23 protein-coding genes are annotated in these 25,449 nt (G+C 74.8%); 15 read left to right on the top strand and 8 right to left on the bottom strand.

Going from position 1 to position 25,449, the window contains the following annotated elements; genetic code table 11:
- Positions 1 to 9: 9 nt before the first annotated feature.
- Together H488_RS29800 and H488_RS29795 are read right to left on the bottom strand one after the other, a co-directional pair.
- Positions 10 to 1,407 (bottom strand): dicarboxylate/amino acid:cation symporter, encoded by a 1,398-nt coding sequence (locus H488_RS29800; RefSeq protein ID WP_043739099.1) that lies wholly within the window; start codon positions 1,405 to 1,407, stop codon positions 10 to 12.
- A gap of 73 nt (positions 1,408 to 1,480) precedes the next feature.
- Positions 1,481 to 3,217, bottom strand: coding sequence for a DUF885 domain-containing protein (locus tag H488_RS29795; RefSeq protein WP_017833852.1), 1,737 nt, complete (start codon positions 3,215 to 3,217; stop codon positions 1,481 to 1,483).
- Between the two features lie 41 nt (positions 3,218 to 3,258).
- Between H488_RS29795 and H488_RS29790 the strand changes: the two genes are divergently transcribed.
- Entirely contained in the window at positions 3,259 to 4,512 is a 1,254-nt protein-coding gene (locus tag H488_RS29790) for an MFS transporter (RefSeq protein ID WP_017833851.1), read from the top strand.
- 58 nt (positions 4,513 to 4,570) lie between these two features.
- On the opposite strand, the gene H488_RS29785 is transcribed toward H488_RS29790, so the two are convergent.
- The 3 genes from H488_RS29785 to H488_RS29775 all read right to left on the bottom strand — a co-directional run bounded on the left by H488_RS29785 (position 4,571) and on the right by H488_RS29775 (position 6,842).
- Positions 4,571 to 4,801 carry an acyl-CoA carboxylase subunit epsilon gene (locus H488_RS29785; protein WP_017833850.1) on the bottom strand — a complete coding sequence of 77 codons (231 nt, stop codon included), beginning with the start codon at positions 4,799 to 4,801 and terminating at the stop codon, positions 4,571 to 4,573.
- Positions 4,798 to 6,381: an acyl-CoA carboxylase subunit beta gene (locus tag H488_RS29780; RefSeq protein ID WP_017833849.1), complete on the bottom strand. Its 1,584-nt coding sequence runs from the start codon at positions 6,379 to 6,381 to the stop codon at positions 4,798 to 4,800. The genes H488_RS29785 and H488_RS29780 overlap by 4 nt, the downstream gene beginning before the upstream one ends.
- Before the next feature lie 158 nt (positions 6,382 to 6,539).
- Positions 6,540 to 6,842, bottom strand: a complete 303-nt coding sequence (locus tag H488_RS29775; RefSeq protein WP_017833848.1) for a YciI family protein — start codon at positions 6,840 to 6,842, stop codon at positions 6,540 to 6,542.
- A gap of 199 nt (positions 6,843 to 7,041) precedes the next feature.
- On the opposite strand from H488_RS29775, the gene H488_RS29770 reads away from it, so the two are divergent.
- From H488_RS29770 to H488_RS29745, 7 genes are all read left to right on the top strand, one after another.
- A complete protein-coding gene (locus H488_RS29770) occupies positions 7,042 to 7,926 on the top strand; it encodes a biotin--[acetyl-CoA-carboxylase] ligase (RefSeq protein WP_031283192.1) in 885 nt (294 codons plus the stop codon).
- Between the two features lie 2 nt (positions 7,927 to 7,928).
- Entirely contained in the window at positions 7,929 to 8,609 is a 681-nt protein-coding gene (locus tag H488_RS0118525; RefSeq protein WP_017833846.1) for a hypothetical protein, read from the top strand.
- Between the two features lie 3 nt (positions 8,610 to 8,612).
- Positions 8,613 to 9,770, top strand: a complete 1,158-nt coding sequence (locus H488_RS29765; protein WP_017833845.1) for an adenylate/guanylate cyclase domain-containing protein — start codon at positions 8,613 to 8,615, stop codon at positions 9,768 to 9,770.
- Complete coding sequence (locus tag H488_RS29760; RefSeq protein WP_017833844.1) at positions 9,767 to 10,663, top strand: PP2C family protein-serine/threonine phosphatase; 897 nt, start codon at positions 9,767 to 9,769, stop codon at positions 10,661 to 10,663. Before H488_RS29765 ends, H488_RS29760 begins: the two co-directional genes overlap by 4 nt.
- Positions 10,664 to 10,753: 90 nt before the next feature.
- A complete protein-coding gene (locus H488_RS29755) occupies positions 10,754 to 11,728 on the top strand; it encodes a hypothetical protein (RefSeq protein ID WP_017833843.1) in 975 nt (324 codons plus the stop codon).
- Between the two features lie 85 nt (positions 11,729 to 11,813).
- A complete protein-coding gene (locus tag H488_RS29750) occupies positions 11,814 to 12,188 on the top strand; it encodes an ArsR/SmtB family transcription factor (RefSeq protein ID WP_031283191.1) in 375 nt (124 codons plus the stop codon).
- A 1-nt stretch (position 12,189) separates the two neighbouring features.
- Positions 12,190 to 12,687, top strand: coding sequence for an SRPBCC family protein (locus H488_RS29745; protein WP_017833841.1), 498 nt, complete (start codon positions 12,190 to 12,192; stop codon positions 12,685 to 12,687).
- Between the two features lie 153 nt (positions 12,688 to 12,840).
- Here the strand turns inward: H488_RS29745 and H488_RS29740 are convergent, their stop codons facing one another.
- Both H488_RS29740 and H488_RS29735 read right to left on the bottom strand, forming a co-directional pair.
- On the bottom strand, positions 12,841 to 15,222 hold the full coding sequence (locus H488_RS29740) for an acyl-CoA dehydrogenase family protein (protein WP_017833840.1): 2,382 nt from the start codon (positions 15,220 to 15,222) through the stop codon (positions 12,841 to 12,843).
- 88 nt (positions 15,223 to 15,310) lie between these two features.
- A complete protein-coding gene (locus H488_RS29735; protein WP_017833839.1) occupies positions 15,311 to 16,084 on the bottom strand; it encodes a TetR/AcrR family transcriptional regulator in 774 nt (257 codons plus the stop codon).
- 69 nt (positions 16,085 to 16,153) lie between these two features.
- Between H488_RS29735 and H488_RS29730 the strand changes: the two genes are divergently transcribed.
- The 6 genes from H488_RS29730 to H488_RS29705 all read left to right on the top strand — a co-directional run bounded on the left by H488_RS29730 (position 16,154) and on the right by H488_RS29705 (position 24,324).
- A complete protein-coding gene (locus H488_RS29730; protein ID WP_017833838.1) occupies positions 16,154 to 17,527 on the top strand; it encodes an acetyl-CoA C-acetyltransferase in 1,374 nt (457 codons plus the stop codon).
- A 50-nt stretch (positions 17,528 to 17,577) separates the two neighbouring features.
- Complete coding sequence (locus H488_RS29725; RefSeq protein WP_017833837.1) at positions 17,578 to 18,960, top strand: 3-oxoacyl-ACP reductase; 1,383 nt, start codon at positions 17,578 to 17,580, stop codon at positions 18,958 to 18,960.
- 2 nt (positions 18,961 to 18,962) lie between these two features.
- The gene (locus H488_RS29720; RefSeq protein WP_031283186.1) at positions 18,963 to 19,961 is read left to right on the top strand and encodes a MaoC/PaaZ C-terminal domain-containing protein; all 999 of its coding nucleotides are present in this window, start codon (positions 18,963 to 18,965) and stop codon (positions 19,959 to 19,961) included.
- A 57-nt stretch (positions 19,962 to 20,018) separates the two neighbouring features.
- Positions 20,019 to 22,313, top strand: coding sequence for an NAD-dependent DNA ligase LigA (ligA, locus tag H488_RS29715; protein ID WP_017833835.1), 2,295 nt, complete (start codon positions 20,019 to 20,021; stop codon positions 22,311 to 22,313).
- A 2-nt stretch (positions 22,314 to 22,315) separates the two neighbouring features.
- Complete coding sequence (locus H488_RS29710) at positions 22,316 to 23,155, top strand: inositol monophosphatase family protein (protein ID WP_017833834.1); 840 nt, start codon at positions 22,316 to 22,318, stop codon at positions 23,153 to 23,155.
- A 455-nt stretch (positions 23,156 to 23,610) separates the two neighbouring features.
- Complete coding sequence (locus H488_RS29705) at positions 23,611 to 24,324, top strand: LysM peptidoglycan-binding domain-containing protein (RefSeq protein ID WP_031283184.1); 714 nt, start codon at positions 23,611 to 23,613, stop codon at positions 24,322 to 24,324.
- 122 nt (positions 24,325 to 24,446) lie between these two features.
- On the opposite strand, the gene H488_RS29700 is transcribed toward H488_RS29705, so the two are convergent.
- The gene (locus H488_RS29700; RefSeq protein WP_017833832.1) at positions 24,447 to 25,013 is read right to left on the bottom strand and encodes a hypothetical protein; all 567 of its coding nucleotides are present in this window, start codon (positions 25,011 to 25,013) and stop codon (positions 24,447 to 24,449) included.
- Between the two features lie 138 nt (positions 25,014 to 25,151).
- Between H488_RS29700 and gatC the strand changes: the two genes are divergently transcribed.
- A complete protein-coding gene (gene gatC, locus H488_RS29695; protein ID WP_017833831.1) occupies positions 25,152 to 25,448 on the top strand; it encodes an Asp-tRNA(Asn)/Glu-tRNA(Gln) amidotransferase subunit GatC in 297 nt (98 codons plus the stop codon).
- Position 25,449: the final 1 nt, after the last annotated feature.

The raw sequence follows: 25,449 nt of genomic DNA, 5'->3' as shown, positions 1-25,449 counted from the left end.
GCGAGGGGCTCAGCGGACCCCGGTCGCCGCGGCCTCCTCGGGAGCGGCGTCCTCGGGGGCGGCGTCCTCGGGTGTGAAGGGGTCGCCGGAGCGCGGGGCGTCGTAGAGCTCCCGGTCCAGCAGCCCCTCGCGGTGGGCGACGATCGTGGGCACCAGGGCCTGTCCCGCCACGTTGAGCGCGGTGCGGCCCATGTCGATGATCGGGTCCACGGCCAGCAGGAGGCCCACGCCGTCGAGCGGCAGGCCCAGCGTGGACAGGGTCAGGGTGAGCATCACGGTGGCGCCCGTGGTGCCGGCGGTCGCCGCGGAGCCCAGCACGGACACGAGCGCGATGAGCACGTAGTGCGTGACGTCCAGCTCGATCCCGTAGAACTGCGCGACGAACAGGGCGGCGATCGCGGGGTAGACCGCGGCGCAGCCGTCCATCTTGGTGGTGGCCCCGAGCGGCACGGCGAAGGACGCGTAGGCGCGGGGCACGCCGAGGCTGCGCTCGGTGACGCGCTGCGTCAGGGGCATGGTGCCGACCGAGGAGCGGGAGACGAAGCCCAGCTGCACGGCCGGCCACACGCCGGAGAAGTACTGCCGGACGGAGAGCCCGTGCGCCTTGACCAGGGCCGGGTAGACCACGAACGCCACGACCAGCAGGCCGGCGTAGACGGTGGCGACGAACGCCAGGAGCCCGCCCATCGAGGTCCAGCCGTACTCGAACACGGCCCGGCCGATGAGCCCGAGGGTGCCCAGCGGGGCGAGGCGGATGATCCACCAGACCACCTTCTGCACCACGGCGAGCGCGGCCCGGACCACGGCCAGGAAGGGCTCGGCGGGGGCGCCCACCTTGAGCGCCGCGATGCCGACGGCGGCCGAGACCACGAGCACCTGCAGCACGTTGAAGCCGAGGGAGGTCTGGACGGTCTCCGGGTCCACCACGGAGGAGGAGACCTGCAGGCCCAGGAAGTTGGCGGGGACCAGGCCGGTGAGGAAGCCCAGCCACGAGCCCTGCGTCCCGGTGTACGCCTCGGCGGGCGCGGCCGCGCCGCTGCCGGCGCCGGGCTGGACGACCAGGCCGAGCACCAGGCCGACCGTCACGGCGATCAGGGCGGTGATCCCGAACCACAGCAGCGTCTTCCACGCGAGCCGGGCGGCGTTGGAGACCTCCCGCAGGTTGGCGATCGAGGAGATCACCGCGGTCACGATGAGCGGGACCACGGCGGCCTTGAGCAGGCTGACGTAGCTGGTGCCGATGGTGTCCAGGGCGGTCATCAGCCAGTTGGGGTCCGTGTCGGGGTCGCCGCCCAGGGCGTCGGCCACGGTGCCCAGGACCACGCCCAGGAGGAGGGCGAGCACGATCTGCGGGCCGAAGGAGGTCATCCACCGGGGCAGCCGTCGAGTACTTTCTGCGGAAATCATGTGGCCACGATAGGGCGCAGAAATATACAACACCGAATGACGGTGACGAAATGTGACGCCGGAATGACGGAGGTCACAGGGCGAGCGCGTACCGCAGGGTGTCCAGGCCCACCGAGCCGACCCGCAGGGCGCGGGTGTGGAAGTCCTTGAGCAGGAACTCCGGGCCCGCCGCGGCGCGGGCCGCCTCCCGCGCCTGCTCCCACAGCTGCTGGCCCACCTTGTAGGACGGCGCCTGCCCGGGCCAGCCCATGTAGCGCATCCACTCGAAGCGCAGCATCGGGTCCGCCATCACGATGTTCGAGCGCAGGAACTGCCAGCCGTCCTCGGGCGTCCAGACCTCGCCGGGGCGGGCCCCGCCGAGGGCGTCCCCGAGCTCCGCGGGGATCCGGTAGCCGCAGTGGAAGCCGACGTCGAACACCACCCGCGCCGCCCGCAGCCGCTGGGCGTCCAGCATCCCCATCCGGTCCCCGGGGTCCTGCAGGTGGCCCAGCTCGTCCATGAGCCGCTCGGCGTACAGCGCCCAGCCCTCCCCGTGGCCCGAGACCCACACGCCCATCCGCCGCCACCGGTTGAGCTCGCCCGAGTTGGCGAGCGCGGTGGAGAACTGCAGGTGGTGGCCGGGAATGCCCTCGTGGTAGACGGTCGTGGTCTCCTCCCACGTGGTGAAGCTCCGGGTGCCCTCGGGCACGGACCACCACATGCGCCCGGGGCGGGAGAAGTCGGCGCTGGGCATCGAGTACCAGATCCCGCCGTCGTGGGTCGGGGCGATGCGGCACTCGAGCCGGCGCATGGGACCGGTGAGCTCGAAGTGCGTGTCCGCGAGGGCGTCCACGGCGGCGTCGGAGAGGTCCTGCATCCACGCCTGCAGCGCGTCGGTGCCGTGCAGCTGCCGCGCCGGGTCGGCGTCCAGGGCCGCCATGGCCTCGGCGACCGTGGCGCCGGGGGCGATCCGGCGGGCGAGCTGCTCCTGCTCCGCCACGATCGTGCGCAGCTGCTCCACGCCCCACGCGTAGACCGTGGCCGGGTCCAGGACGGCGCCCAGGAACTCCTGCAGGCGCAGCGTGTACACGTCCGGTCCCACCGCGTCCGTGCGGGGCGCGTCCGCGGCGAGCTCCCTGCCCAGCACGGCGGCGAGGCCCCGGTAGGCGTGCCGCGCCGCCTCGGCCGCCTCCCCGACCTGCTGCTGCAGCGCCTCGGGGACGCGGGGGCTGCGCGCCAGCCGGTCGAAGAAGCCGTGGCGCGCCGCGTAGCCGGTGCACTGCCGGGCGGCGTTGCGCAGCTGCGCCGCGGAGGCCGAGCGGCCGAGGGAGCGGGCGTGCCGCAGGCCCAGGACGTAGGAGTCCACGGCGGCGGGCACGGCGCGCAGCCGGCCGGCGAGGTGCGCCCAGTCCTCGGCGGTGCTCCGGGGCAGGTCGTCGAAGACCTCCCGGATCTCCTGCACCGGGGAGGAGATGTTGTTGACCTCCCAGCCCCGCAGCCCCTCCTCGTGCAGGAGCAGGTCCAGGCCCAGGCGCTCGCGCAGGGCGTGGCCGGTGATCCGGTCGACGTCGTCGACCGGGGCCGCGCGCTCGAGCTCCGCCAGCGTCCGGCGGGCGGCGTCGGCGTGGGCCTCCAGGCCCTCGGGCCCGAAGTCGCGGTACTCGGTCTCGTGCCCGGGAAAGCCGTGCACGGTGGCCTGGGCCGGGTCCAGCTCCATGGTGCGCGCGAACCAGCGCTCGGCCACGGCGTCCACGTCCGTGGGCTCGCGCCGCCCCGTGCCGAGGGGCGCGGGGCCGGCGCCGGTCAGGGGGTCGGGCCGTTGATCGGTCATGCACGTCACAGTAGCGCCGGGCGCTCCCTAGACTGCGGAGCATGTCCGCTGCTGCGCCGCGCGCGAACTCCGCGCCCCCCGCGACCGTCCCGGCCGGGCCCTCGGGGACCGCCGGGACCGGGCCCGCCCTGCTCGTGGTGGTCGCGGGGGTGGTGGGCGCCCTGCACGTGTGGAAGCTGGCCCCGGCGCTGCCCGTGCTCTCCGCCGAGCTCGGCCTGAGCCTGGTGCAGGGCGGGTTCCTGCTCTCCACCGTGCAGGTGGCAGGCATGCTGCTCGGCGTGGTGGTGGGTCTGTCCGGGGACCGGATCGGCCTGCGCCGGGGGCTGGTGCTCGGGCTGGGCCTGCTCACCGCGGGCTCCGTGACGGGACGGCTCTCCACGGGGTACGGCCCGCTGCTGGGCTCCCGGGTGCTGGAGGGCGTGGGGTTCATGCTCGTGTCGATCTGCGCCCCGGCCCTGATCCGGCGCACCGTGGCCCCGGCCCGGGTGTCCTTGCTGGTGGGGCTGTGGGGCTGCCACATCCCGGTCGCCGCGGCCCTCTCCCTGCTCCTCGGCGGGCTGCTCAGCGAGGCCCTCGGCTGGCGCACCTGGTGGGCGGCCGCCGCGGCCGGCTCCGCGCTCCTGGGCGTGCTGGTGCTCGCCGTGCTCCCGCCGGACCCGGCCCACACGGTGGTGCACGGGGTGCGGCAGCGCCTCGGGCTGACCCTGCGCGCACCGGGGCCGTGGCTCGTGGCCGCGGTCTTCGGGCTCTACACCGCCCAGTGGAACGGGGTGGTGCAGTTCCTGCCCTCCATGTACGCCGAGGCCGGGATCGCGGCGGGCGCCGCCGCGGGGCTCAGCGCGCTCGCCGCGGGGGTCAACGTGGTGGGCAACCTGGGCGCGGGCCGGGCCCTGCATCGCGGGGTGCGCCCCGTGGTGCTGTGGTGCACGGGCTTCGCCGTGCTGGGCCTGGCCGCCGTGGTCGCGTTCGGGATCGCCCCGCTGCTGGACGAGGGCGTGCGCTTCGGCGCCCGGTACGGCGCGGTCCTGGTGTTCTCCGCGGTGGGGGGAGTGGTGCCGACCACGGCGATCGCCAGCCTCATGCGCGTCGCGCCCACCCCCACCACGGTGGCCACCACGCTGGGCCTGGGCCAGCAGTTCAACGCCCTGGGCCAGTTCGCCGGCCCGCCCGCGGTCGCCTCGGTCGCGCAGGCGACTGGCTCCTGGGACCTGACGTGGGCGGTGACGGCGGTGCTCGCCCTGGCGGGCATCGCGGTGGCGCTCGTCGTCTCCCCGCGGATCCCCCGGGAGCCGTGACCGGGCTCCACCCGGGTCACGGCGTGCGGGTCACGGCGTGCGGGTCACGGCGTGCGGGTCACTCCTCCGGCCGGGTCCGCCGCCACGCGCCGCGGCCCGGACGCAGCTTCAGGCCCAGCCGCATCCGGCGGAACTGGTCCCGGCGCCCCGGGGAGCCCTTCGCGTCCTCCTCGCCCGCGTGCCGGCGCGCGAGCAGGACGGCCGTGACGGCGGCGATCTCCTCCGGCGTGGGGCTGCCGGCCGTGAAGCGCAGGGACGGGGTGCCCTCGGCGGGCTCACGGGAGGTCACAGCGGGATGTTCCCGTGCTTCTTGGTGGGCATCGACGCCCGCTTGTCGCGCAGGGCCCGCAGGGCCTTGAGCACCTGCACCCGGGTCTCGGACGGGGAGATCACCGCGTCCACGTAGCCCAGCTCGGCGGCCTGGTAGGGGTTGAGCAGGCTCTCCTCGTACTTGCGCACCAGCTCGGCGCGCAGCGCCTCGACGTCCTCGTCGTTGTCCGCGGCGGCCTTGAGGTCCCGGCGGTAGAGGATCTCCACGGCGCCCTGGGCGCCCATCACGCCGATCTGCGCGGTGGGCCAGGCCAGGTTGACGTCCGCGCCGAGCTTCTTGGAGCCCATCACGATGTAGGCCCCGCCGTAGGCCTTGCGGGTGATCAGGGTGACCAGCGGGACGGTCGCCTCGGCGTAGGCGTAGAGCAGCTTGGCGCCGCGCCGGATGATGCCGTTGAACTCCTGGTCGGTGCCGGGCAGGAAACCGGGCACGTCCACGAGGGTGAGGATCGGGACGTTGAACGCGTCGCAGTGGCGCACGAACCGGGCCGCCTTCTCGGAGGCCGCGATGTCCAGGGTGCCGGCGAACTGCATGGGCTGGTTCGCCACGACGCCCACGGTGTGCCCCTCGACCCGGGCGTAGCCGATCATCACGTTGGGGGCGTAGAGGGCCTGCATCTCCAGGAAGTGCCCGTCGTCGACGATCGCCTCGACCACCGCGCGCATGTCGTAGGGCTGGTTCGCGGAGTCGGGGACCAGCACGTCCAGGGCGAGGTCCTGGTCGGTGACCTCGTCCTCCTGGTCGTGGTCCACCAGGGGCGCCTCCTGCAGGTTGTTCGCCGGCAGGAACTCGAGCAGCTCGTGCACGAAGTCCAGCGCGTCCTGCTCGTCCTCGGCGAGGTACGTGGCCGTGCCGGTCGTCGCGTTGTGCTGGCGCGCCCCGCCCAGCGTCTCCATGTCCACCGTCTCGCCCGTGACCGTCTTGATGACGTCCGGGCCGGTGATGAACATGTGCGAGGTCTTGTCGACCATCACGATGTAGTCGGTCAGGGCGGGGGAGTAGGCCGCCCCGCCCGCGCACGGGCCCATGATCAGCGAGATCTGCGGGACCACCCCGGAGGAGCGGACGTTCATGTTGAAGATGTCCGCGAACATGGCCAGGGAGGCCACGCCCTCCTGGATCCGCGCCCCGCCGCCGTCGTTGATCCCGATGACCGGGCAGCCGTTGCGCAGGGCGAACTTCTGGACCTTGACGATCTTCTCCCCGTTGACCTGGGACAGCGACCCGCCGAAGACCGCGAAGTCCTGGGAGTAGACCGCCACCAGGCGCCCGTCCACCGTGCCGTAGCCGCTGACCACGCCGTCGCCGGGCAGCTTCTTCGACGCCATCCCGAAGGCGGTCGAGCGGTGGGTCGCGAGGGCGTCGAACTCCACGAACGAGTCCTCGTCCAGGAGCATCTCCACGCGCTCGCGGGCGGTGTTCTTCCCGCGGGCGTGCTGCTTCTCGACCGCCGCCTGCCCCGCGGGCACCTCGGAGCGGGCCCTGCGGTCGTGGAAGTCGGCGATCTTGCCGGCGGTGGTCGTCAGGTCGTGGGTCACAGGCACCTCGTGGTCTGGTACGCGGCCGGCCCGGCGGGCCGATCGGTCCGGTCCGGGGTGGTCAGGGGACCTGCTCACTCTAGTCCGCGGCCGCGGGGGCCTCCGTTGTAGAACTCCTACAAAATCCGTGCCCGGGTCCGGGGGACACGGGACGGTGCTCAGCCGACGCTGCCGAGGACCACCTTCCAGGGGCGGACGGTCCGCTCGGTGACCACCCCGTGGCGCACCAGCGGGTCCTCGTCGGTGAGCCGCTCCACCGCCCCGGCGTCCTCGGCGGCGAAGACCAGCAGCGCGCCGGGCGCGCCGTCGTCGTCGAAGGGACCGGACGCGAGCAGGTGCCCCTGCTCCACGAGCCCGCCGAGGTACTGGCGGTGCTCCGGCCGGCGCGCGGCCAGGACGTCGGCGGGCCCGCCGTAGACGTAGGTGACGGCGAAGGTCGTGCGGTTCTCGGCTGCGTTCACGGTGGCTCTCCCGGGGGTCGTGCCGCGGCCCCGCCCGGCCGGACGGGACCGTCCAGCCGGTTCCCGGGGAACGGGGCTACTACTGTGGATGTGGTCCGAACACTACGCGGACGGCGCCCGGCCGGACAGCACCGACCGCCCCGGCCCGTGCGGACCCGCCCGTGACGACCGACCCGTGACGACCGACCCGAGGAGCACCGTGCCCGACCCCTGCGCCGCCGACCTGCGCGAGCCCGCCCTGCTCGCGGCCCTGGCGGGCCTCGGTCTGGGGCGGATCGACGTCCTCGACGAGGTCGGCTCCACGAACGAGCACCTGACGGCCGCCGTCACCCGGCAGGCGCGCGGGCCCCGCCCGGACCGGCCGTGGACCGACCTGTCCCTCGTGCTCACCGGCCACCAGAGCGCCGGGCGCGGCCGGCTGGACCGGGTGTGGACCACCGAGCCCGGCACCGCGCTGACCTTCAGCCTCCTGCTGCGCCCGGCCGACGCGCGCGGCCGCCCGCTGCCCACCCAGCACTTCCCGTGGCTGACCCTGCTGATGGCCGCGGCCGTCGTCGACGCCCTGGACGGGCTCGCGGCGGCCGGCGCACGGATCAAGTGGCCCAACGACGTCCTGGTGGACGGGCGCAAGGCGGCCGGCCTGCTCGCAGGTCTCGTGCTGGACGGGCAGCACCCGCCGGCGGTGGTCCTGGGCACGGGCATCAACGTCGCCCAGCAGGAGCTGCCCGTGGACACGGCCACGTCCGTCCGGCGCGCCACCGGCCGCGAGGTCGAGCGCGCCGCCGTCCTGCGGGCCGTGCTGGGCGCGTTCGTCCCCGTCTACCTGCAGTTCTGCGCGGACCCGGAGGCCGCCGTGGGCCCGGGCGGGCCGCTGCGCGCCCGGGTCACGGAGCGGATGGAGACCATCGGCCGCCCGGTGCGCGCCGAGCTGCCCGGCGGGGCCGCCCCCGTCACGGGCACCGCGACGGGCCTCGGCGAGCACGGGGGCCTGCTGGTGCGCGAGGACGGCGGCGCCGAGCGCGAGGTGACGGCGGGCGACGTGGTGCACCTGCGCCCGGCCCCGGACGCCCCCGGGACGGTCTGAGCGTGCCCGCCCGCCCCGCCCTGCAGCCCGGGGAGCGCGTGCTCGTGTCCACGCGGGCCCACGGCGCCCGGCTGACCCGGCCTTTCCTGGTGCTGCTGCTCACGGTGTTCGCGCTCTCCTTCGCCCAGCGGGCCCTCGAGCTGCGCTGGCGCCCCGTGGCGGAGCCGTGGACCACGGTGCACGCCGGGGTGGAGCTCACCCTGCTCGTGGCGGCCGGCTGGGTGGTGCTCCGCAGCTGCCTGCGCCCGCTGGTGCGGTGGTGGCGCACCCGCTACGTGCTCACCACCCGCCACCTCGTGCTGCTGCGCCCCGGCGGGGCCCGCAGGACCGTGTCGCTGCCCCTGCAGCAGCTGCGCCGGGTCTCGGTGGAGCGCCGGCGCGGTCCGGCCCTGGGCCGGCACGACGGGCGCGTCGTGGCCGACTTCGGGCCCTTCGGCGGCCTGCGCCTGGAGCACGCCCCGGAGGCGCAGCGCCTGGCCGGGCTGATCCGCCGGGCCGCCGAGGACGAGTGGGCGGCGGGCGGCGGCGCCGGCCGGGCGGGGGATCCCGGTCCCGGTGGGGGTGCGCCGTGGCTCCGTCCCACTAGAGTGGACCGCGACGCGGTCGTGGCACCACGCCCGGGCCCGTCCGGCGCCCCGCGCCGACCGTGGAACCGGCGGGCCGTCCACCAGGAACAGGAGTGACGTGTGGCGAGTGAGGACCCGGAGAACCAGGGCGAGCCGGAGCTCGGCCCCCAGACGGCACAGCTGAACCTGAACCTGCACAACCCCGTCCAGGCCAACCTGTACCGCTCGGACGAGTCCAAGGCCGCCGTGCAGGCCCTCGAGCAGACCCTCCTGGGCTCCGAGCGCGACCTGCGCCGCCGGGAGGCCGCGCGCCGGGGCGGGCTGTCCCTGCTGTCCGCGCGGAAGGTGTGGCGGGCCCTGGGCTTCCCGAACCTCACCGACGACGACCTCTGGTTCACCGAGCAGGACTCCGAGGCCCTCCGGGTGCTGTCCACCATGGTCCTCGAGGAGAAGGTCACCGAGGAGGCGGCGCTGTCCCTGGTGCGCTCGATCGGGCAGATGACCGACCGCATGGTCGTGTGGCAGGTCGAGGCGCTCGTCGAGGACATGGTCGTCCACCGGGGCATGACCGACGCCGCCGCCCGGCGGCAGCTGCTGCACCTGCTGCCCGACCTCATCGACGCGATCGAGAACCTCCTCGTCTACTCGTGGCGGCGGCAGATGAACGCCGCCGTGCAGCGGCTCGCGATGCGCGTGGAGCGCCCGGACGGCTCGACCGCCACCGGTCCCACGTCCGACGACGGGGCGTCCGCCGTCCTCCCGCTCGCGCGCGGGGTGGGCTTCGCGGACCTGGTCTCCTACACCTCGCTGTCCCGGCAGATGAACGAACGGACCCTGGCGAACCTCGTGCAGCGCTTCGAGAACCGCTGCGCCGAGGTGATCGCCGTGGGCGGCGGCCGGCTCATCAAGACCATCGGGGACGAGGTCATGTTCCTCGCCGAGACCCCCGAGGGCGGGGCCCAGATCTCCCTGGCCCTGGCCCGCGCCATCCGGGACGACCCCGAGCTGCCGCAGGCGCGCGTGGCCTTCGTCTGGGGGCGGGTGCTGCCGCGGCTCGGGGACATCTACGGGCCCACGGTGAACCTCGCCTCCCGGCTCGTGTCGCTGACCGAGCCGGGCTCCGTGCTCGTGGACGCCTCGACCGCCGCGGTGCTCTCCGGCGACGACCGCTTCATCCTCCTGCCGCAGCCCACCCGCAACGTGCGGGGCTTCGGCGACGTCCAGCCCGTCGCGCTCTCCCAGGGCGCCGGTCCCGGGCTGGAGGTCGACTTCGAATGAGCGCACCCCTCGTCATCCGCGCGGGCGCGTCCACGGACCGGGGCCTGCGCCGGGAGTCCAACGAGGACGCCCTGGTGGTCACGGCCGCGATGTGCGCCGTGGCGGACGGGATGGGCGGGCACGAGGCCGGTGAGGTGGCCAGCGCCCTGTGCGTGCGCACCCTCGGGGCGTCCCCCCTGTTCCAGCTGGAGGACTTCCGCTCCTTCGAGGTCCTCGAGCCGGAGCCGCCCCGGGACATCGCCCGGTTCCGCGCCGTCGTGGAGCGCGAGCTGCGGCTGGACCCGGAGATCCCCGAGGACGCGATCGAGGCCGTCCGCCGGGTCCGGTCCGTGCTGTGGCAGGCGGACCAGCACATCCAGCACGCGGTCGAGGGCCGGGCGGGCACCACCGTCACCGGCGTGTGGTTGCTGCGCATCGACGGGCGCATGCTGTGGGTCGTGTTCAACACGGGCGACTCCCGGACCTACCGGCTGGTCTCGCCCCAGCCCGGGGGGCGGGCCGGCGAGGGCGAGGGCGGGCCGCGGATCGAGCAGCTGACCGTGGACCACTCCGAGGTGCAGTACCTCGTGTCGATCGGGCAGCTCACCGCCTCCCAGGCGCTCGTGCACCCGCGCCGCAACGTGATCACCCGCGCCCTGGGCACCGGCCAGGTGTGGGAGCCGGACGTGTGGGTGCTCCCGGCCCGGCACGGGGACCGGCTGATGCTGTGCTCGGACGGGCTGACCAACGAGCTGAGCCCCGCCCACATGGCCCGGGTGCTCGCCTCGGTGCCCCACCCGAAGGAGGCGGCCGACGTCCTGCTGCAGGCCGCGCTGCGCACCGGGGGGCGGGACAACGTCACCGTGATCGTGGCCGACGCCGTGCGGCCGGGGGAGTACGCCCCCGGCTTCTGAGCCGCATGCACGCCGCGTCCCCCGAAGTGGGGGGCATCATGATCCGTCACAACGGCACCGCTCCCACCAGGCCTGTTTACCTTTGAGAACATGGTTCTCTCGCGCCGCTCGTTCGTTCTCTCCGGCTTGGTGCTCGCCGCCTCCGGGGCCTTCGGGGGCGCCCTGGCGGAGCCCTCCGCCGGCCGGCGGCCGTTCGTGCTGTGGGGCTCCTCCTCGGCGGCGAGCGCCCTCCACCGGGACCGCCCGCGGGGCTTCCCCGCGGTGCGCATCGACGACCTGCTCTCGCAGCTGCTGGAGGTGCCCGGGACCTCGCGCGCGGTCAGCGGCGACCGGTCGTGGCAGACCCTGGCGATGCGCAGCAGCGCCCACCCCTACCTGCCCCGGCTGGGCTCCGGCTACGGGGTGGGGCGGATCCCGGCCCACGGGCCGCTGGTCGTGCCCACCGTGGACGGCCGGGTGCCCAGCGTCCACCTCGCGATCCCGGGCACCGTCTCCGGTCTGCCGTGCACGATCCAGGCCGTGGGGCGGGACGAGGGGGACGTGGTGCTGCGCCGGGCGGTCCCGGGGGCCGAGCTCGAGGTGGCGCCCGCGTCGGAGGCCCGCTGGCGCACGGCGCTGGAGGGGGAGCACCGGGGCCACGTCCACCTGCTGTGGACGGGCAAGAACAACATCGAGGACCCGGACCAGGTGCTCTCCGACACCCGTGCCGCGTGGGGGGTCGAGCCGGGCACGTCCGTGGTGATGGGCCACTGGCACACCGCGGCCGACCGTCCCGGCACCGCGGGGTGGGAGCAGGTGCGCGCGGTGAACGCGGCCCATCGGGCCGAGTACGGCGACCGGTTCTACGACACCATGGCCGATCTGCGCGATCCCGGTCTCTGGTCCCTGGCGGCGCTGCGGGCCCACCGGATCGGGGCCTCGCCCGCGGACCGCCGGTGGCTGGGTCTGGGGCTGCCCCCGCGCTCGGTGGTCGCCGCGGACCGCCGGCACCTGAACGCGCTGGGCAACACGATCGTGGCCCACGGTCTGCACCGCCACCTGACCGGCGCGGCGGGCCTCTACTGAGCGCTCCGCGGCCCCGGAGGTCACATCTGGTCCCGGGGCCCGGATCTCTTGCGCCGGGGCACCGGGCGCCCTAACATACAACCAAATGGTTGTACGAAATGAGCTGACGGACGACGAGGTCGACCGCATCTTCCAGGCCCTCGCGGACTCGACGCGACGGGACATCGTGGTGCGGGTGCTGCGGCAGGAGCAGTCGGTCTCCGCGCTGGCCGCGCACTACCGGATGAGCTTCGCCGCCGTGCAGAAGCACGTGGCGGTGCTCGAGCGGGCCTCGCTGGTCACCAAGGAGCGGCGCGGCCGGGAGCAGGTGGTGCACGCCGGGGTGGCCACGCTGCGCCGGGCGGCGGCGCTGCTGGCGGACTACGAGCAGATCTGGCGCGGGCGGGCCCGCGCCATCGAGGACCTCCTCGCCGAGGAGACGCCCCCGGGGGACCCGGGGCCCAGGAGGAAGGGAGCATGACATGCCGGTCATCGACGTGCACAAGGACACCGAGGCACTGACCCTGACGTTCGTCGCGGAGTTCGCCGCGGACGTCGAGCGGGTCTGGGAGGTCTGGGCCGACCCGCGCCAGCTCGAGCGCTGGTGGGGCCCGCCCGAGTGGCCCGCCACCTTCGAGGAGCACGAGCTCGCCGAGGGAGGGCGGTGCCGCTACTACATGACCGGCCCCGACGGGGAGAAGGCCCGGGGCTGGTGGACGGTCACCGCCGTGGACGCCCCGCACCGGCTGGAGTTCGACGACGGCTTCGCGAGCGAGGACGGCGAGCCCGACCCCGCGCTGGGGGCCACCCACGGCGTCGTGACGTTCGAGGCCGTCGACGGCGGGACGCGGATGACCACGGTCTCGACCTTCGAGAGCGCGGACCAGCTGGAGCATATGTCCGCGATGGGCATGGAGGAGGGCATGCGGGAGGCCATGGGCCAGATCGACGGCCTCCTCGCCGGCGCCGTCCCCCGCTGAGCCGCCGGGGTCCCGGCCGCCGACGGCGCAGCCCTCCCCGGTCCTCGCCCGCGCCGCGGGACCGGACGACGACGCCGCCCCGGGGCCTCCGGGGCGGCGTCGTCACCGCCGGGCCCGCCTGCGGTGACGGCGTGCGACGGCGGGCCCGACCGGTCAGGCGTCCTGGGTCACGGCAGCGCCCTCGGCCGGCGCGGTGCCGGAGGCGGGCTCACGGCCCTCCGCCGGCTCCCGGCCCTCCGCGGACCTGCGGCCCGGCTCGGCCGCCCGCTGCGCGGACGCCGCGGCCCGCTGCGCTGCCTTCTTCAACGGCTTCAGCTCGAGCCGGCGCTCGTGCTTGCGCTCCGCCCGGCGCTCCGTGCGCCGCTCGGCCTGCTTCTCGGCGCGGCGCTCCCGCTTCGCCTCCTCCGGGGCCTTCTCGCCCGGTGCCCCGGCGGCGGGCGTGGCGGTCTCCCGGCGCGGGGTGCGCTCCTTGACCGGCGCGCTGCCCGAGGCGCGCAGCCGCCGGTAGTGCTCGGCCGCCTCCTCCTGGCGCCGGGCCTCGATTCCCGTGGCGATCTCGGCCCGCAGGTGCTCCGGCTCGAGCTCGAACGCGGCCACGAGGTCGAGGGCGTGCGGGCGCAGGCGGGCGAGCAGCCGGTCGATGTACTCGTCGAGGCTGCGCCCGCGCCGCATGGACAGCCGGCCGTAGGAGAGGTACCACGCGAGGTTCTTCTCGATGAGCCGCAGCCCGAAGACGTCGCGCAGCCAGGTGAGCACGGTGCGGGTGCCCGGGTCCGCGACCTGCTCCAGGCCGCGGGTGAAGGCCTCCCACTGCAGCAGCTCCGCGTGGGCGCGCGCCGCGGCGATGATCTTGTGCTGGTTCTCGTTGAACAGCGCCGCGGCCTCCGCGCGGGGGAGCTTGGCGCTGGGCCGCAGGTTCTCCGCGATCTCGGCGACCATGGTCTGCACCCGGTCCGTGAGCAGCGCGCGCTGCGCCGACTCCTCGCGCAGGGCGTTGACCGAGCGGCGCACGTCCCCGGTGTCCCGGAAGGCCTGGCCGAGCTTGCGCAGCCCCGACCGGTGGTAGGTGGCCTCGGTGGCCCGGCCGGCCACGTAGCGGGCCATCACGCCCACGTCGACGTGCTTGAACTCGTCCGCCCAGTCGGAGAGCAGCCGCTTGGCCACGAGCTGCAGCAGCACCGTGTTGTCGCCCTCGAACGTCGCGTAGACGTCCAGGTCGTGGCGCAGGGAGGTGAGCCGGTTCTTGGTCAGGAACCCCGCCCCGCCGCAGGCCTCGCGGCACTCCTGGACGGTGTCGAGGGCGCTCCAGGTGGACAGGGCCTTCAGGGCCGCGGCGAGCGTCTCGAGGTCCTGCCGGTTCTCGTCGGTGTCCTCGCGGCCGGAGAAGACGTCGTCGTACTTGTGCAGCAGCTCCTGGTGGGCGAAGTGCATGGCGTAGGTCTCCGCCAGCCGCGGCAGCAGCCGCCGCTGGTGCTGCTGGTAGTCCAGCAGCACCTCCTCCTGGACGTCGGAGGACGCGTTGAACTGCCGGCGCTCGCTGCCGTAGCGGATCGCGATGCTCAGCGCGGCCTTGTTCGCCAGGACGGCCGCGCCGTCGAGGGAGACCCGGCCCTGCACCAGGGTGCCGATCATCGTGAAGAACCGGCGGCCCGGGCTCGCGATGGGCGAGCTGTAGGTGCCGTCCGGAGCCACGGCCCCGTACTTGTCCAGCAGGTGCGTGCGCGGGACCCGCACCCGGGTGAAGTGCAGCCGCCCGTTGTCGATCCCGTTGAGCCCGCCCTTGTGGCCGTCGTCCTCGCCGCCCACGCCGGGCAGGAAGTTCCCGTCCGCGTCCCGCAGGTCCACCCAGAACGCGTGCACGCCGTGGTTCACGCCGAGCGTCACCAGCTGGGCGAAGACCACGGCGGCGCGCCCGTGCACGGCGGCGTTGCCGAGGTAGTCCTTCCACGCCGCCGTGAAGGGGGTGTGGATCTCGAACTCCTCCGTGGCGGGGTCGTACGTGGCGGTGGTGCCGATCGAGGCGACGTCGGAGCCGTGGCCGATCTCGGTCATCGCGAACACGCCCGGGATCTTCAGGTCCCGGATGTCCGCGAGCCAGCGCCGGTGGTGCTCCTCGGTGCCGAGGTTGAGCACCGCGGAGCCGAACAGGCCCCACTGCACCCCGGCCTTGATCTGCATCGAGGGGTCCCCGAGCAGCAGCTCCTCGAAGCCCGAGACGTTGCCGCCCGGGTCGTTGTGCCCGCCGTACTCCTCCGGCAGCCCGCGGCTCATCGCCCCGTGCTCCACCAGCAGGTGCAGCTGGCCCAGGACCCGCTCGCGGTGCTCGTGGTGGGTGAGGCCCGGCTGCTGGTGCAGCCGCTCGTCGAGCAGCATCCGGCGGGTCTCGCGCCGGACCTCGGCCCAGCGCCCGAGCAGCACCTCGCCGAGGGCGGCGACGTCCACGGCGGGCCCCGGGAGCCCGGCGCCGTCCGCGGTGGCGGGCCCGGCGGCGGAGCCGGCTGCGGCGGTGGTCGGTCGGTCGATGGTGGTGGTCATGTTCGCTCCTGTCGTGGGTGACCGGCGGTGGCCGGTGCGGTCACGGGGTGGTGGGGCCGGCCGGGGTCCGTGCCGGCCCGGGCGGTGGTCAGGTCGAGGGGGGCTCCGGCACGGGTGCGCCGGGCGGGCGCAGGCCGTCGACGGCCCAGCCCACGATCAGCTCCGTCATCCGCTCGCGGGACGGTCGCCGCGTGCCCTCGGGGGTGTTCATCCAGGCCTCGCCGGCGCCGCGGACCATGCCGATCGTGGACGCGGCCCAGTAGCTGAGCACCGGCTCCTCGAGCCGGCGCTCGGCGGGGGTGTGGTGCACGTGGGCCTCCGCGAGCAGCCCGCTGACGGACTCGGCGAACTCCTGGATCAGCCAGCGCTCGCCGCCGTCCCCGGCCGGGGCGTCCTCCTTGCCGGAGCGCTCGCCGCGGGCCCGCTCGGCCCGGTGCCGGTCGTGCCGCGAGCGCCCGGGGTCGGGGGAGAGGGCCACGACGAAGCGGTACACCGACGCCGAGCGCTCGATGCTGAGCAGGTACTCCGCGACCATCGCCTCGACCGAGTCCTCGAAGGAGCCGGCCGCGCGGGCCGCCTCCTCGAGCCGGTCGCGCATCCGCGTCACGGTGTACTCGCCGACCGCCCTCTGCAGTCCCGCCTTGTCCCCGAAGTACCGGTAGTAGACGGACTTGGAGGTCTGGCACGCGGTGGCGATCTCCTCCATGGACGCCTGCGCGCCGAGCTCGTCCACGGCGCTGCGCGCCGTGCGGATGAGCTCGATCCGGCGCTGCGCGCGGTGCCGGGCCCAGCGGGAGGAGCGTCCGTCCGTGGCGGGCGTGCCGCCCGGGGCGGCGGAGTCAGTGGCGTCGACCTGTTTCACGATACCCAGAGTATCAGGTATTGTCTTTCGTGACGTGATCATCATCACAACACCACCGAGGAGTTACCTGTGAGCGAGTCCACCCCCGAGCAGACCGTCGAGCCCACCGCCGAGCACACGACCCCCAGCGGCGCCGGACGCACCGGCGTGGCCCGCCGTGCGGTCGTGATCGGCGCCAACCGCATCCCCTTCGCCCGGGCGCACGGCGCCTACGCCAACGCCGGCAACCAGGACATGCTCACCGCCGCCCTGGACGGGCTGGCCGCCCGCTACGGCCTCGCCGGGGAGCGGATCGGCGAGGTCGCCGCCGGCGCCGTGCTCAAGCACCCCAAGGACTTCAACCTCACGCGCGAGTCCGTGCTCGGCTCGGTCCTGGACCCCCGCACCCCGGCCTTCGACGTGCAGCAGGCCTGCGCCACCGGCATGGAGGCCGTCTCCACGCTGGTCAACAAGATCCGGCTCGGCCAGATCGACTCGGCCGTCGCCGGCGGCGTCGACTCCGCCTCGGACGCGCCCGTCGTGGTGAGCGAGCGGCTGCGCCGGAGCCTGCTCGAGCTCAACCGGGCCAAGAGCACCCCGCAGAAGCTCAAGGCCCTCGCGGGCCTGCGCCCGGCCGACCTCAAACCGGTGGCCCCCGGCACGGGGGAGCCGCGCACGGGGCTGTCCATGGGAGAGCACCAGGCCCTCACCACCGCCCGCTGGGGGATCTCCCGCGAGGCCCAGGACGAGCTCGCCGCCGCGAGCCACCGCAACCTGGCGGCCGCCTACGAGCGCGGGTTCTTCGACGACCTCGTCACCTCCTTCCGCGGCCTGTCCCGGGACAACAACCTCCGCCCGGACAGCACGGTCGAGAAGCTCGCCGGGCTCAAGCCGGTCTTCGGGAAGTCCCTCGACGCCGGGGCCACCATGACGGCGGGCAACTCCACGCCCCTCACCGACGGCGCCTCCACCGTGCTGCTCGCCTCCGAGGACTGGGCCGCGGAGCGCTCCCTGCCCGTGCTCGCCGACGTCGTGGACGTCGAGGCGGCCGCCGTCGACTTCGTGCACGGCGACGAGGGCCTGCTGATGGCCGGCGCCTACGCCGTGCCCCGCCTGCTGGCCCGCCAGGGCCTGGCGCTCGAGGACTTCGACTTCGTCGAGATCCACGAGGCGTTCGCCGCGACCGTGCTCGCGACCCTCGCCGCGTGGGAGGACGAGCAGTTCGGCCGCGAGCGGCTGGGCCTGGACGGCGCCTTCGGCACCGTGGACCGCAGCCGGCTCAACGTCACGGGCTCCTCGCTCGCGGCCGGGCACCCGTTCGCCGCGACCGGCGGGCGCATCGTCGGCACCCTCGCCAAGCTCCTGCGCGAGCGCGCCGACGAGACCGGCCGCCCCGCCCGCGGGCTCATCTCGGTGTGCGCCGCCGGCGGCCTGGGCGTCACCGCGGTCCTCGAGGCCCGCTGAGCCCGCGCCCCCGACACCCCGCCGACCCCCACAGCAAGGACCCCGACCCCATGGCAGACACCTATCTCGACCTCGTCAGCTCCGGCCCCGGCGGCCGGCTCGCCCGGCAGCTCGGCCTGCCCGCCCCCGCCCGGCTGCGCCGCCACCGCGCCGGGGACCCGCTCGTGCCCGGACCCGTCCTCGTGCTGGGGCGGGGGGAGGAGGCCGACCGGATCGCCGCGGCCCTGCTCGGCTGGGACCTCGACGTGCGCCGCCACCCCGACGACGTCCACCGCTTCGGCGCGGTCGTGCTGGCCCTGACCGAGCTCGCCCGGCCCGCCGAGCTGGCCGAGCCCGCGCTCGGCCTGGGCGGGGCGCTCCGCTCGCTCGCCCCCGGCGGCCGGGTGGTCACCGTGTCCCGGCCCGCCCCGGGCATCGGCACGGGCGCGGCCTCGGCCACGCCCGCGGCGGCGGAGCCGCTCGACCCGGCCGTCGCCGCGGCCCGCCAGGCCGTCGTCGGCCTGCTGCGCTCCACCGCCCAGGAGATGCGCGGCGGGGCCACCGCCAACGGCGTCCTGCTCGCCGAGGGCGTCGCCCCCGAGGCCCCCAGCGTGCTGGGCGCCCTGCGGTTCCTGCTCTCCGGGCGCAGCGCCTTCGTCTCCGGGCAGTTCGTGACGGTCGGCGACGACGCCGGGGCCCTGCCCGCGGACTGGGAGGCCCCCCTGCGGGGCAGGGTCGCCGCTGTCACCGGCGCCGCCCGCGGCATCGGCGCACAGATCGCCCGCACGCTCACCGGCGCCGGCGCGCGCGTCGTCGTCGTGGACGTCCCCGCCGCGGGCGAGCCCCTGGCCGCCCTCGCCAACGAGATCCACGCCGTGGCCCTCCAGCTCGACGTCACGGACGAGCACGCCGGCGAGCGGATCCTCGGGCTCGCCCGGGAGCGCTTCGGGCACCTGGACGTGGTGGTGCACAACGCCGGGATCACCCGGGACAAGCTGCTGGCCAACATGGACGAGTCCCGCTGGGCCTCGGTGCTGGCCGTGAACCTCGAGTCGCAGCTGCGGATGAACGACCAGCTCCTGGCGGGGGAGGGCCTCGGCGAGGCGCCGCGGATCGTCTGCCTGGCCTCCACGAGCGGTGTGGCGGGCAACCGCGGCCAGACCAACTACGCCGCCTCGAAGGCCGGGGTGATCGGGATGGTCGCCGCCACCGCGCCCCTGCTGGCCCGGCGCGGCGGCAGCATCAACGCCGTGGCCCCCGGGTTCATCGAGACGGAGATGACCGCCCGGATCCCGGCGGCCCGCCGCCAGGTCGCGCGCCGGCTGAACTCCCTGCAGCAGGGCGGGCTGCCGGAGGACGTGGCCCAGGCCGTGCTGTTCCTCGCCTCGGACGCCGCCGGCGGCGTCAACGGGCAGACGCTGCGCGTGTGCGGCCAGAACCTGGTGGGGGCGTGAGCATGGCCGCCGACCGGCACGAGACCGTGGTCCTGCCCGGCGTCCCCTCGCTGGGCGGGCTCTACGCCCGTGCGGCGGCGGGGGCGGCCGGGGACCTGCTGCCGCGCGCCCTCGCCGACCGGGTGCCGGGCCGGCTGTCCGGCCGGCTGCCCGGCCGGCCGGCCGGGGCGCGCCGCGGCACCGGCGACGCCCCGCTCGAGCTGCCGGCGGTGGCGCACGTCGTCGAGGACGTGGTCGTCGACCCCGCCGGGCACGAGGCGTTCTGCCGCGCGGTCGGGGCGCCGCTGCGCGAGGGCCCCGGCGGCACCGAGGCCTTCTCCGGGCACCTGCACGCCCTGGCGTTCCCCGTGGCCATGAGCGTGCTCACCCGCCCGGACTTCCCGCTGCCGGTCCTCGGCATGGTGCACCTGGCCAACGAGGTCGAGCACCTCCGGGCCGCGGCGGTGGGGGAGCACCTCACGGTCACCGCCACCGCCGAGCGGCTGCGCCCGCACCGCTCCGGCGCGCAGGTGGACGTCGTCGCCCGCCTCGCGCGCCGGGACGGCGAGACCGTCTGGACGGGCCGCTCCACCTACCTCGCCCGGGACGTGCGCGTGCCCGGGGCGGCCGACGACGCCCCGCGCGCGGAGTCCGTGCCGCCGGCGCCGACCGGGCACTGGCGCCTGGCGGCCGGCACGGGGCGGGACTACGCCGCGGTGAGCGGGGACTGGAACCCCATCCACCTCTCCGGCCCGAGCGCCCGGGCGCTCGGCATGAAGGGCGCCATCGCCCACGGCATGTACTCCGCCTCGCGCGCCCTCGCCGAGGTGGGCGTGCCGCCCGGGACGCCCTTCCGCTGGACGGTGGAGTTCGCGGCCCCGGTCCTGCTCCCGGGCACGGTCGCGGTCGCGATCACCGACGACGGCCGGGGGCCCGGCTGGCGGGGCTCGCGCTTCGCCGGGTGGGACCCGCGGCGCAGGCGCCCGCACTTCACGGGGACGGTGGCGCGGCTGGACGGCTGACCCGCCGCCGCGGGCCCGGTCGACGGTGGCGTCCGGCGCGTGGGCCACAATGGTCGGGTGAGCCCACAGCAGAGGACAGACGCACGACCCGTCGACGCCACCGGCCAGGACCTCAACCCCGCCCCGCCCAGCGAGGACCTCAAGGAGCAGTACGCGGAGCTCGTGGACCGGGTGCGCGCGGCACGGACCGCCTACTACGTCGAGGACGCGCCCACCATCTCGGACGCGGAGTACGACGAGCTCTACCGGCGGCTCGAGGAGGTCGAGGCGCTGCACCCCGAGCTGGTGGCCAACGACTCGCCCACGCAGGAGGTCGGCGGCGAGGTCTCCGCGGCGTTCACGCCCGTGACGCACCTCGCGCGGATGTACTCCCTCGAGGACGTCTTCTCGATCGACGAGCTCACGGCCTGGCTGGCGAAGGCCTCCGCCTCCATCGAGGCGCTGCCGGACGCCCCGGAGTCCGCGTGGCTCACCGAGCTGAAGATCGACGGGCTGGCCGTGAACCTGCTCTACCGGAACGGCGAGCTCGTGCGGGCCGCGACCCGGGGGGACGGCACCACGGGCGAGGACGTCACGCACAACGTGCGCACCATCGCCACCATCCCCACCGTGCTCACGGGGGAGGACGTGCCCGAGGAGGTCGAGATCCGCGGCGAGGTGTTCATCTCCTCCCGCGACTTCCGCGCCCTCAACGACGCCATCGTGGCCGAGGGCCGGGCGCCCTTCGCCAACCCCCGCAACGCCGCGGCGGGCTCGCTGCGGCAGAAGGACCCGGCGGTCACGGCCCGGCGCCGGCTGTCCATGTACGTGCACGGGGTGGGCGCCGCCACGGGCCTGCGCGCCGACACCCAGTCCCAGGTCTACGAGCTGCTCGAGCGGTGGGGCCTGCCCGTCAGCCCGTACTACCGCGTGCTGCCCTCCACGGAGGACGTCCTCGCGTTCATCGAGGAGTACGGCCGCCGCCGCCACGACCTCATCCACGAGATCGACGGCATCGTGGTCAAGGTCGACGACCGCCGCACCCAGTTCCGGCTCGGGCACACCTCCCGGGTGCCCCGCTGGTCCGTGGCCTACAAGTACCCGCCCGAGGAGGTGCACACCCGGCTCAAGGACATCCTGGTCAACGTGGGCCGCACCGGGCGGGTCACCCCGTTCGGGCTCATGGAGCCGGTGCGGGTCGCCGGGTCCACCGTGGAGATGGCCACCCTGCACAACCAGGACGTGGTGCGGGCCAAGGGCGTGCTCATCGGGGACACCGTGGTGCTGCGCAAGGCGGGCGACGTGATCCCCGAGATCGTGGGGCCCGTGGTGGCGCTGCGGGACGGCACGGAGCGCGAGTTCGTGATGCCCACCCACTGCCCGTCCTGCGGCACGGAGCTGCGCCCGGCCAAGGAGGGCGACGTCGACATCCGCTGCCCCAACGCCCGCAGCTGCCCGTCCCAGCTGCGGGAGCGGGTCTTCCACGCCGCCGGCCGCGGCGCGTTCGACATCGAGGCCCTCGGTTACGAGGCCGCCCTCGCCCTGACCCGGCCCGACGAGCCGGAGACCCCGCCGCTGACCAGCGAGGCGCACCTGTTCGACCTCACCCCCGAGGACCTGCGCGAGGTGCGGATCCGGCGGGAGAAGAAGTCGCGCGGCACGCCCACGGGCGAGACCGAGCTCGTGCCCTACTTCTGGACGAAGGGCACGGCCAAGAAGCCCTCCGAGCCCACCGCCACCACCCGCAAGCTGTTCGAGGAGCTCGAGAAGGCCAAGGCGCAGCCGCTGTGGCGCGTGCTCGTGGCCCTGTCCGTCCGGCACGTCGGCCCGACCGCGGCCCGCTCCCTGGCCACGGCCTTCGGCTCGCTGCCGGCCATCCGCGACGCCGACGAGGAGACCCTGGCCCAGGCCGACGGGGTGGGGCCCGTGATCGCCGCGGCCCTCACCGAGTGGTTCGCCGAGCCGTGGCGCCGGGAGATCGTGGAGCGCTGGGCGGCCGCGGGCGTGCGCATGGAGGACGAGGTGGACGAGTCCGTGCCGCGGACCCTCGAGGGCACCACCGTGGTGATCACCGGCACCCTCGAGCGCTTCAGCCGCGACTCCGCGAAGGAGGCGGTGCTGGTGCGCGGCGGCAAGGCCTCCGGCTCCGTGTCGAAGAAGACGCACTTCCTGGTGGCGGGCGAGAACGCCGGCACCAAGCTGGACAAGGCCGAGCAGCTGGGGGTGACCGTGCTCGACGAGGCCGGGTTCGAGCGGCTCCTCGCCGAGGGGCCGGACGCGCTCGCCGGCGCGGCCGGGAGCACCTCCGAGGACGCCGCGGTCGGCACGGAGAACGGCACGGAGAACGGTACCGACGACGAGGACGGGGCCTGAGCATGGGACGCCACGACGACGCGCTGGAGGGCCTCGGCCCGACCGGCGCCCACCTGGAGGAGCTGCTGGAGCTGGCCCTGGCGGCCGCCGAGTCCGGGGCGGAGGTCCTGCGGGGCCGCGACGCCGGCCGGCTGGGCGTCACCGGCAAGTCGGGGGAGGGGGACTGGGTCACCCGCTTCGACGTCGCCGCCGAGCAGGCCGTGCTGCGCACCATCCTGGACCGCCGCCCGCACGACACCGTCACCGGCGAGGAGTCGGGCACGCACCGCCCGGAGCACCCCTCCGGGATCCGCTGGTCGGTGGACCCGCTCGACGGCACCACCAACTTCATCCGCGGCATCGTCTACTACTGCACGTCCGTGGCCGCCGCCGACGCACAGGGCAACTGGCTCGTGGGCGCCGTCAACGCCCCCGCCCTGCGCCGCACCTACTTCGCCGTGCGCGGGGCCGGCGCGTGGGTGGAGGAGGACGGCGCGTCCCGCCGGCTCGAGGGTCCCGTGCCGGACCGGGCGGGCCGGCTCTACGGCACCGGCTTCTCCTTCGACGCCGACCGGCGCGAGCGCCAGTTCCCCGCCTTCGCCGCCACCATGCGGCAGTACACGGACATGCGGCGCCTGGGCTCGGCGGCCCTGGACCTGTGCATGGTCGCGGACGGCGCGCTCGACGGGTACGGCGAGCAGGGTCTGCACGAGCACGACTGGGCCGCCGGCGCGCTCATCGCCGAGGAGGCCGGCGCCCTCGTGACCCGGCCGGAGCTGCCCTCCCCGGCGGCGGGCGAAGTGCCGGCCGCCGACCGCCTCGCGGCCTGGATCACCGCACGCGAGCGCGGCATTCCGGGCTGAGTGCGGGCCGGGGCCCGGCCCGCTGAACGTGTGAGATGGCTCTCGTCACTTGACCGAGACCAAAACGTTGCCATAGCGTGACCTTCGAAGCGTTCTTCCCGAGGGCATGCCCTCCGCTTCCCGGAGTGCGAACTCCTGCGCCGGCGTCCTTCACGGGCCGGCACCCCTGCAGACCGCGAACGTGTGATACCTCACGACGGGCCGAAAGGGGTAGCGCAACAAAAATCGTTACGCTATCGTGATAACCAGCTTCCCCGAGGATTCCTCCGGGGATCCGGTGTGCCTGGAGTCCGACTCCCGGCGCGCCACCACACCATGCTGGGTGCTGCCGTAACACCGCACGTCGTCTGAAGGGCAGACACCTGTAAGCACTTACCCACCAACACCTTGACGGGTAGACGACGGCGCGAAGACATCCGGGGACGGAAACGAGCGCAGGTGGCCCAGGGAGCATCATGACCAACGCTTTTGCTGTTCGTCGCAACGTCCGTCGCGGTGCCGCCGCTCTGATCCTCGGCGGGACCGCCGTGGGCGCCATGGCCCTCCCGGCCAACGCCGCTCCGGCCTCCACCTGGGACGCCCTCGCCGAGTGCGAGTCCGGTGGCAACTGGGGCACCTCCACCGGCAACGGCTTCTCCGGCGGCCTGCAGTTCACCCCCTCCACCTGGGCCGCCTTCGGTGGCCAGGGCGCTCCGCAGGACGCCTCCCGTGAGCAGCAGATCGCCGTTGCCGAGAACGTTCTCGACGGCCAGGGCTGGGGCGCGTGGCCCGCCTGCTCCGCGAAGCTGGGCCTGTCCGGCTCCGCCGCTCCCTCCGCCAACCCGATGGGCTCCGCGTCCGTGACCCCGCAGTCCGTCGAGGCCCCGGCCCCGATCGAGGCTCCGGCCCCCGCCCCGGTCGCCGCCCCCGAGCCCGGCCCCGTGGCCGCTCCCGTCGAGGCCCCGGTCGCCGTCCAGGCCCCGGTCGTCGAGTACGTGGCTCCCGCCGCCGCCGTGGCCCCGGCCTCGGTCTCCGCCGAGACCTACACCGTGGTCGCCGGCGACACCCTCGGTTCCATCGCCGACAAGCTCGGCATCGAGAACTGGGAGGACCTGTACGCCGCGAACGAGGGCACCATCGCCGACCCGAACCTGATCTTCCCCGGCCAGGTGCTGAACATCCCCGCCTGATCCCCACCGGACAGGCACCGCGCGGCCGCGCCGCGCGAGAGCATGCGAGAGGGCCCCTCCGATCGGAGGGGCCCTCTCGCATGCTCGGCGGGCACCGGCACGGCGCCGACCGTGCGCTCAGCTCACGGCGTGCGCTCGGGCCGGCTCCACAGCCACGGCTCGGCGGGCTCGGCCCCGGCGTCGCCGAAGCTCACGGAGCGCTCCGCGCCCTTGACCCGGTACGGCTGGATCACCGTCAGGGACTCGCCCTCCCGGTGCTGGGTCTCCACGGCCACGGCCGTCTGCCCGGAGCGGTCCGGCAGGGTTACGGGGAAGGCGACCGCGGCGCAGAGGAGGTCGTCCCGCAGCTCCACCGCCCGCGCCCGCAGGGCGTCCAGGGCGGCCTCGGGGCTCAGCTCCTCCGCGTCCTCGGCCGGCAGGCTGTCGAGCTCGTACTCGCCGTCCTTGCGCGCGGTGACGAGGAAGGGGGGGAACGCCCCGTGCTGCCCCAGCTGCTGCTCGGCCACGGCCTGGACGTGGGCCATGACCGTGTCGATCGTCGCGGCGGCGTCCTTGCTGACCCGCTGGCGCCACGCGTTGGCGGCGTCCGTCGCGGAGGTCGCGCGCGCGGCCTTCCCGGAGCGGGCGCCGGGGCGCCCGCTCTTGGCGCCTCGGTCCTTCTTCGTGCGGGCGGGGGTGCTCTTGGCCATGTCCGGGTGCTCCTGTGCGGTGGTCGGTGCGTCCCTCCAGGGTATGCCCCTGCGGGGCCCCCTCCGGCCGGGAAGGAGGGGAGTGCCGCGCGGCTAGACTGGACCGGAAACCACCCCCGATCACGAGCAGGAGTGCGCATGTCTGCGATCACCCGCGAGCAGGTCGCCCACCTGGCGAAGCTCGCGCACATCGAGATGACCGAGGAGGAGCTGCGGTCCATGGCGAAGGAGCTCGACCTCGTCGTCGACTCCGTCGCGTCCGTCAGCGAGGCCGCCGGCCCGGACGTCCCGGCCACGAGCCACCCCATCCCGCTGCAGAACGTCTTCCGCGAGGACGTCGTGGGCGAGACCCTCACCGCCGAGGAGTCGCTGCTCAACGCACCGGACGCCGCCGAGGGCAAGTTCAAGGTGCCCGCGATCCTGGACGAGGAGTAGC

Origin of the sequence: Kocuria sp. UCD-OTCP (assembly GCF_000349605.1) — a bacterium.
GTDB lineage: Bacteria > Actinomycetota > Actinomycetes > Actinomycetales > Micrococcaceae > Kocuria > Kocuria rosea.
Note: the sequence above shows the minus strand (reverse complement) of the source record. Positions and strands in the feature narration are given on the sequence as shown.

Coding starts and splice junctions, on each gene's coding strand:
- H488_RS29710 (WP_017833834.1), top strand. CDS start 22,316: ATGGGACGCCACGACGACGCGCTGGAGGGCCTCGGCCCGACCGGCGCC.
- H488_RS29740 (WP_017833840.1), bottom strand. CDS start 15,222: ATGACCACCACCATCGACCGACCGACCACCGCCGCAGCCGGCTCCGCC.
- H488_RS29790 (WP_017833851.1), top strand. CDS start 3,259: ATGTCCGCTGCTGCGCCGCGCGCGAACTCCGCGCCCCCCGCGACCGTC.
- H488_RS29750 (WP_031283191.1), top strand. CDS start 11,814: ATGGTTGTACGAAATGAGCTGACGGACGACGAGGTCGACCGCATCTTC.
- H488_RS29755 (WP_017833843.1), top strand. CDS start 10,754: ATGGTTCTCTCGCGCCGCTCGTTCGTTCTCTCCGGCTTGGTGCTCGCC.
- H488_RS29725 (WP_017833837.1), top strand. CDS start 17,578: ATGGCAGACACCTATCTCGACCTCGTCAGCTCCGGCCCCGGCGGCCGG.
- H488_RS29760 (WP_017833844.1), top strand. CDS start 9,767: ATGAGCGCACCCCTCGTCATCCGCGCGGGCGCGTCCACGGACCGGGGC.
- H488_RS29800 (WP_043739099.1), bottom strand. CDS start 1,407: ATGATTTCCGCAGAAAGTACTCGACGGCTGCCCCGGTGGATGACCTCC.
- H488_RS29720 (WP_031283186.1), top strand. CDS start 18,963: ATGGCCGCCGACCGGCACGAGACCGTGGTCCTGCCCGGCGTCCCCTCG.
- H488_RS29705 (WP_031283184.1), top strand. CDS start 23,611: ATGACCAACGCTTTTGCTGTTCGTCGCAACGTCCGTCGCGGTGCCGCC.
- H488_RS29700 (WP_017833832.1), bottom strand. CDS start 25,013: ATGGCCAAGAGCACCCCCGCCCGCACGAAGAAGGACCGAGGCGCCAAG.
- gatC (WP_017833831.1), top strand. CDS start 25,152: ATGTCTGCGATCACCCGCGAGCAGGTCGCCCACCTGGCGAAGCTCGCG.
- H488_RS29795 (WP_017833852.1), bottom strand. CDS start 3,217: ATGACCGATCAACGGCCCGACCCCCTGACCGGCGCCGGCCCCGCGCCC.
- H488_RS29745 (WP_017833841.1), top strand. CDS start 12,190: ATGCCGGTCATCGACGTGCACAAGGACACCGAGGCACTGACCCTGACG.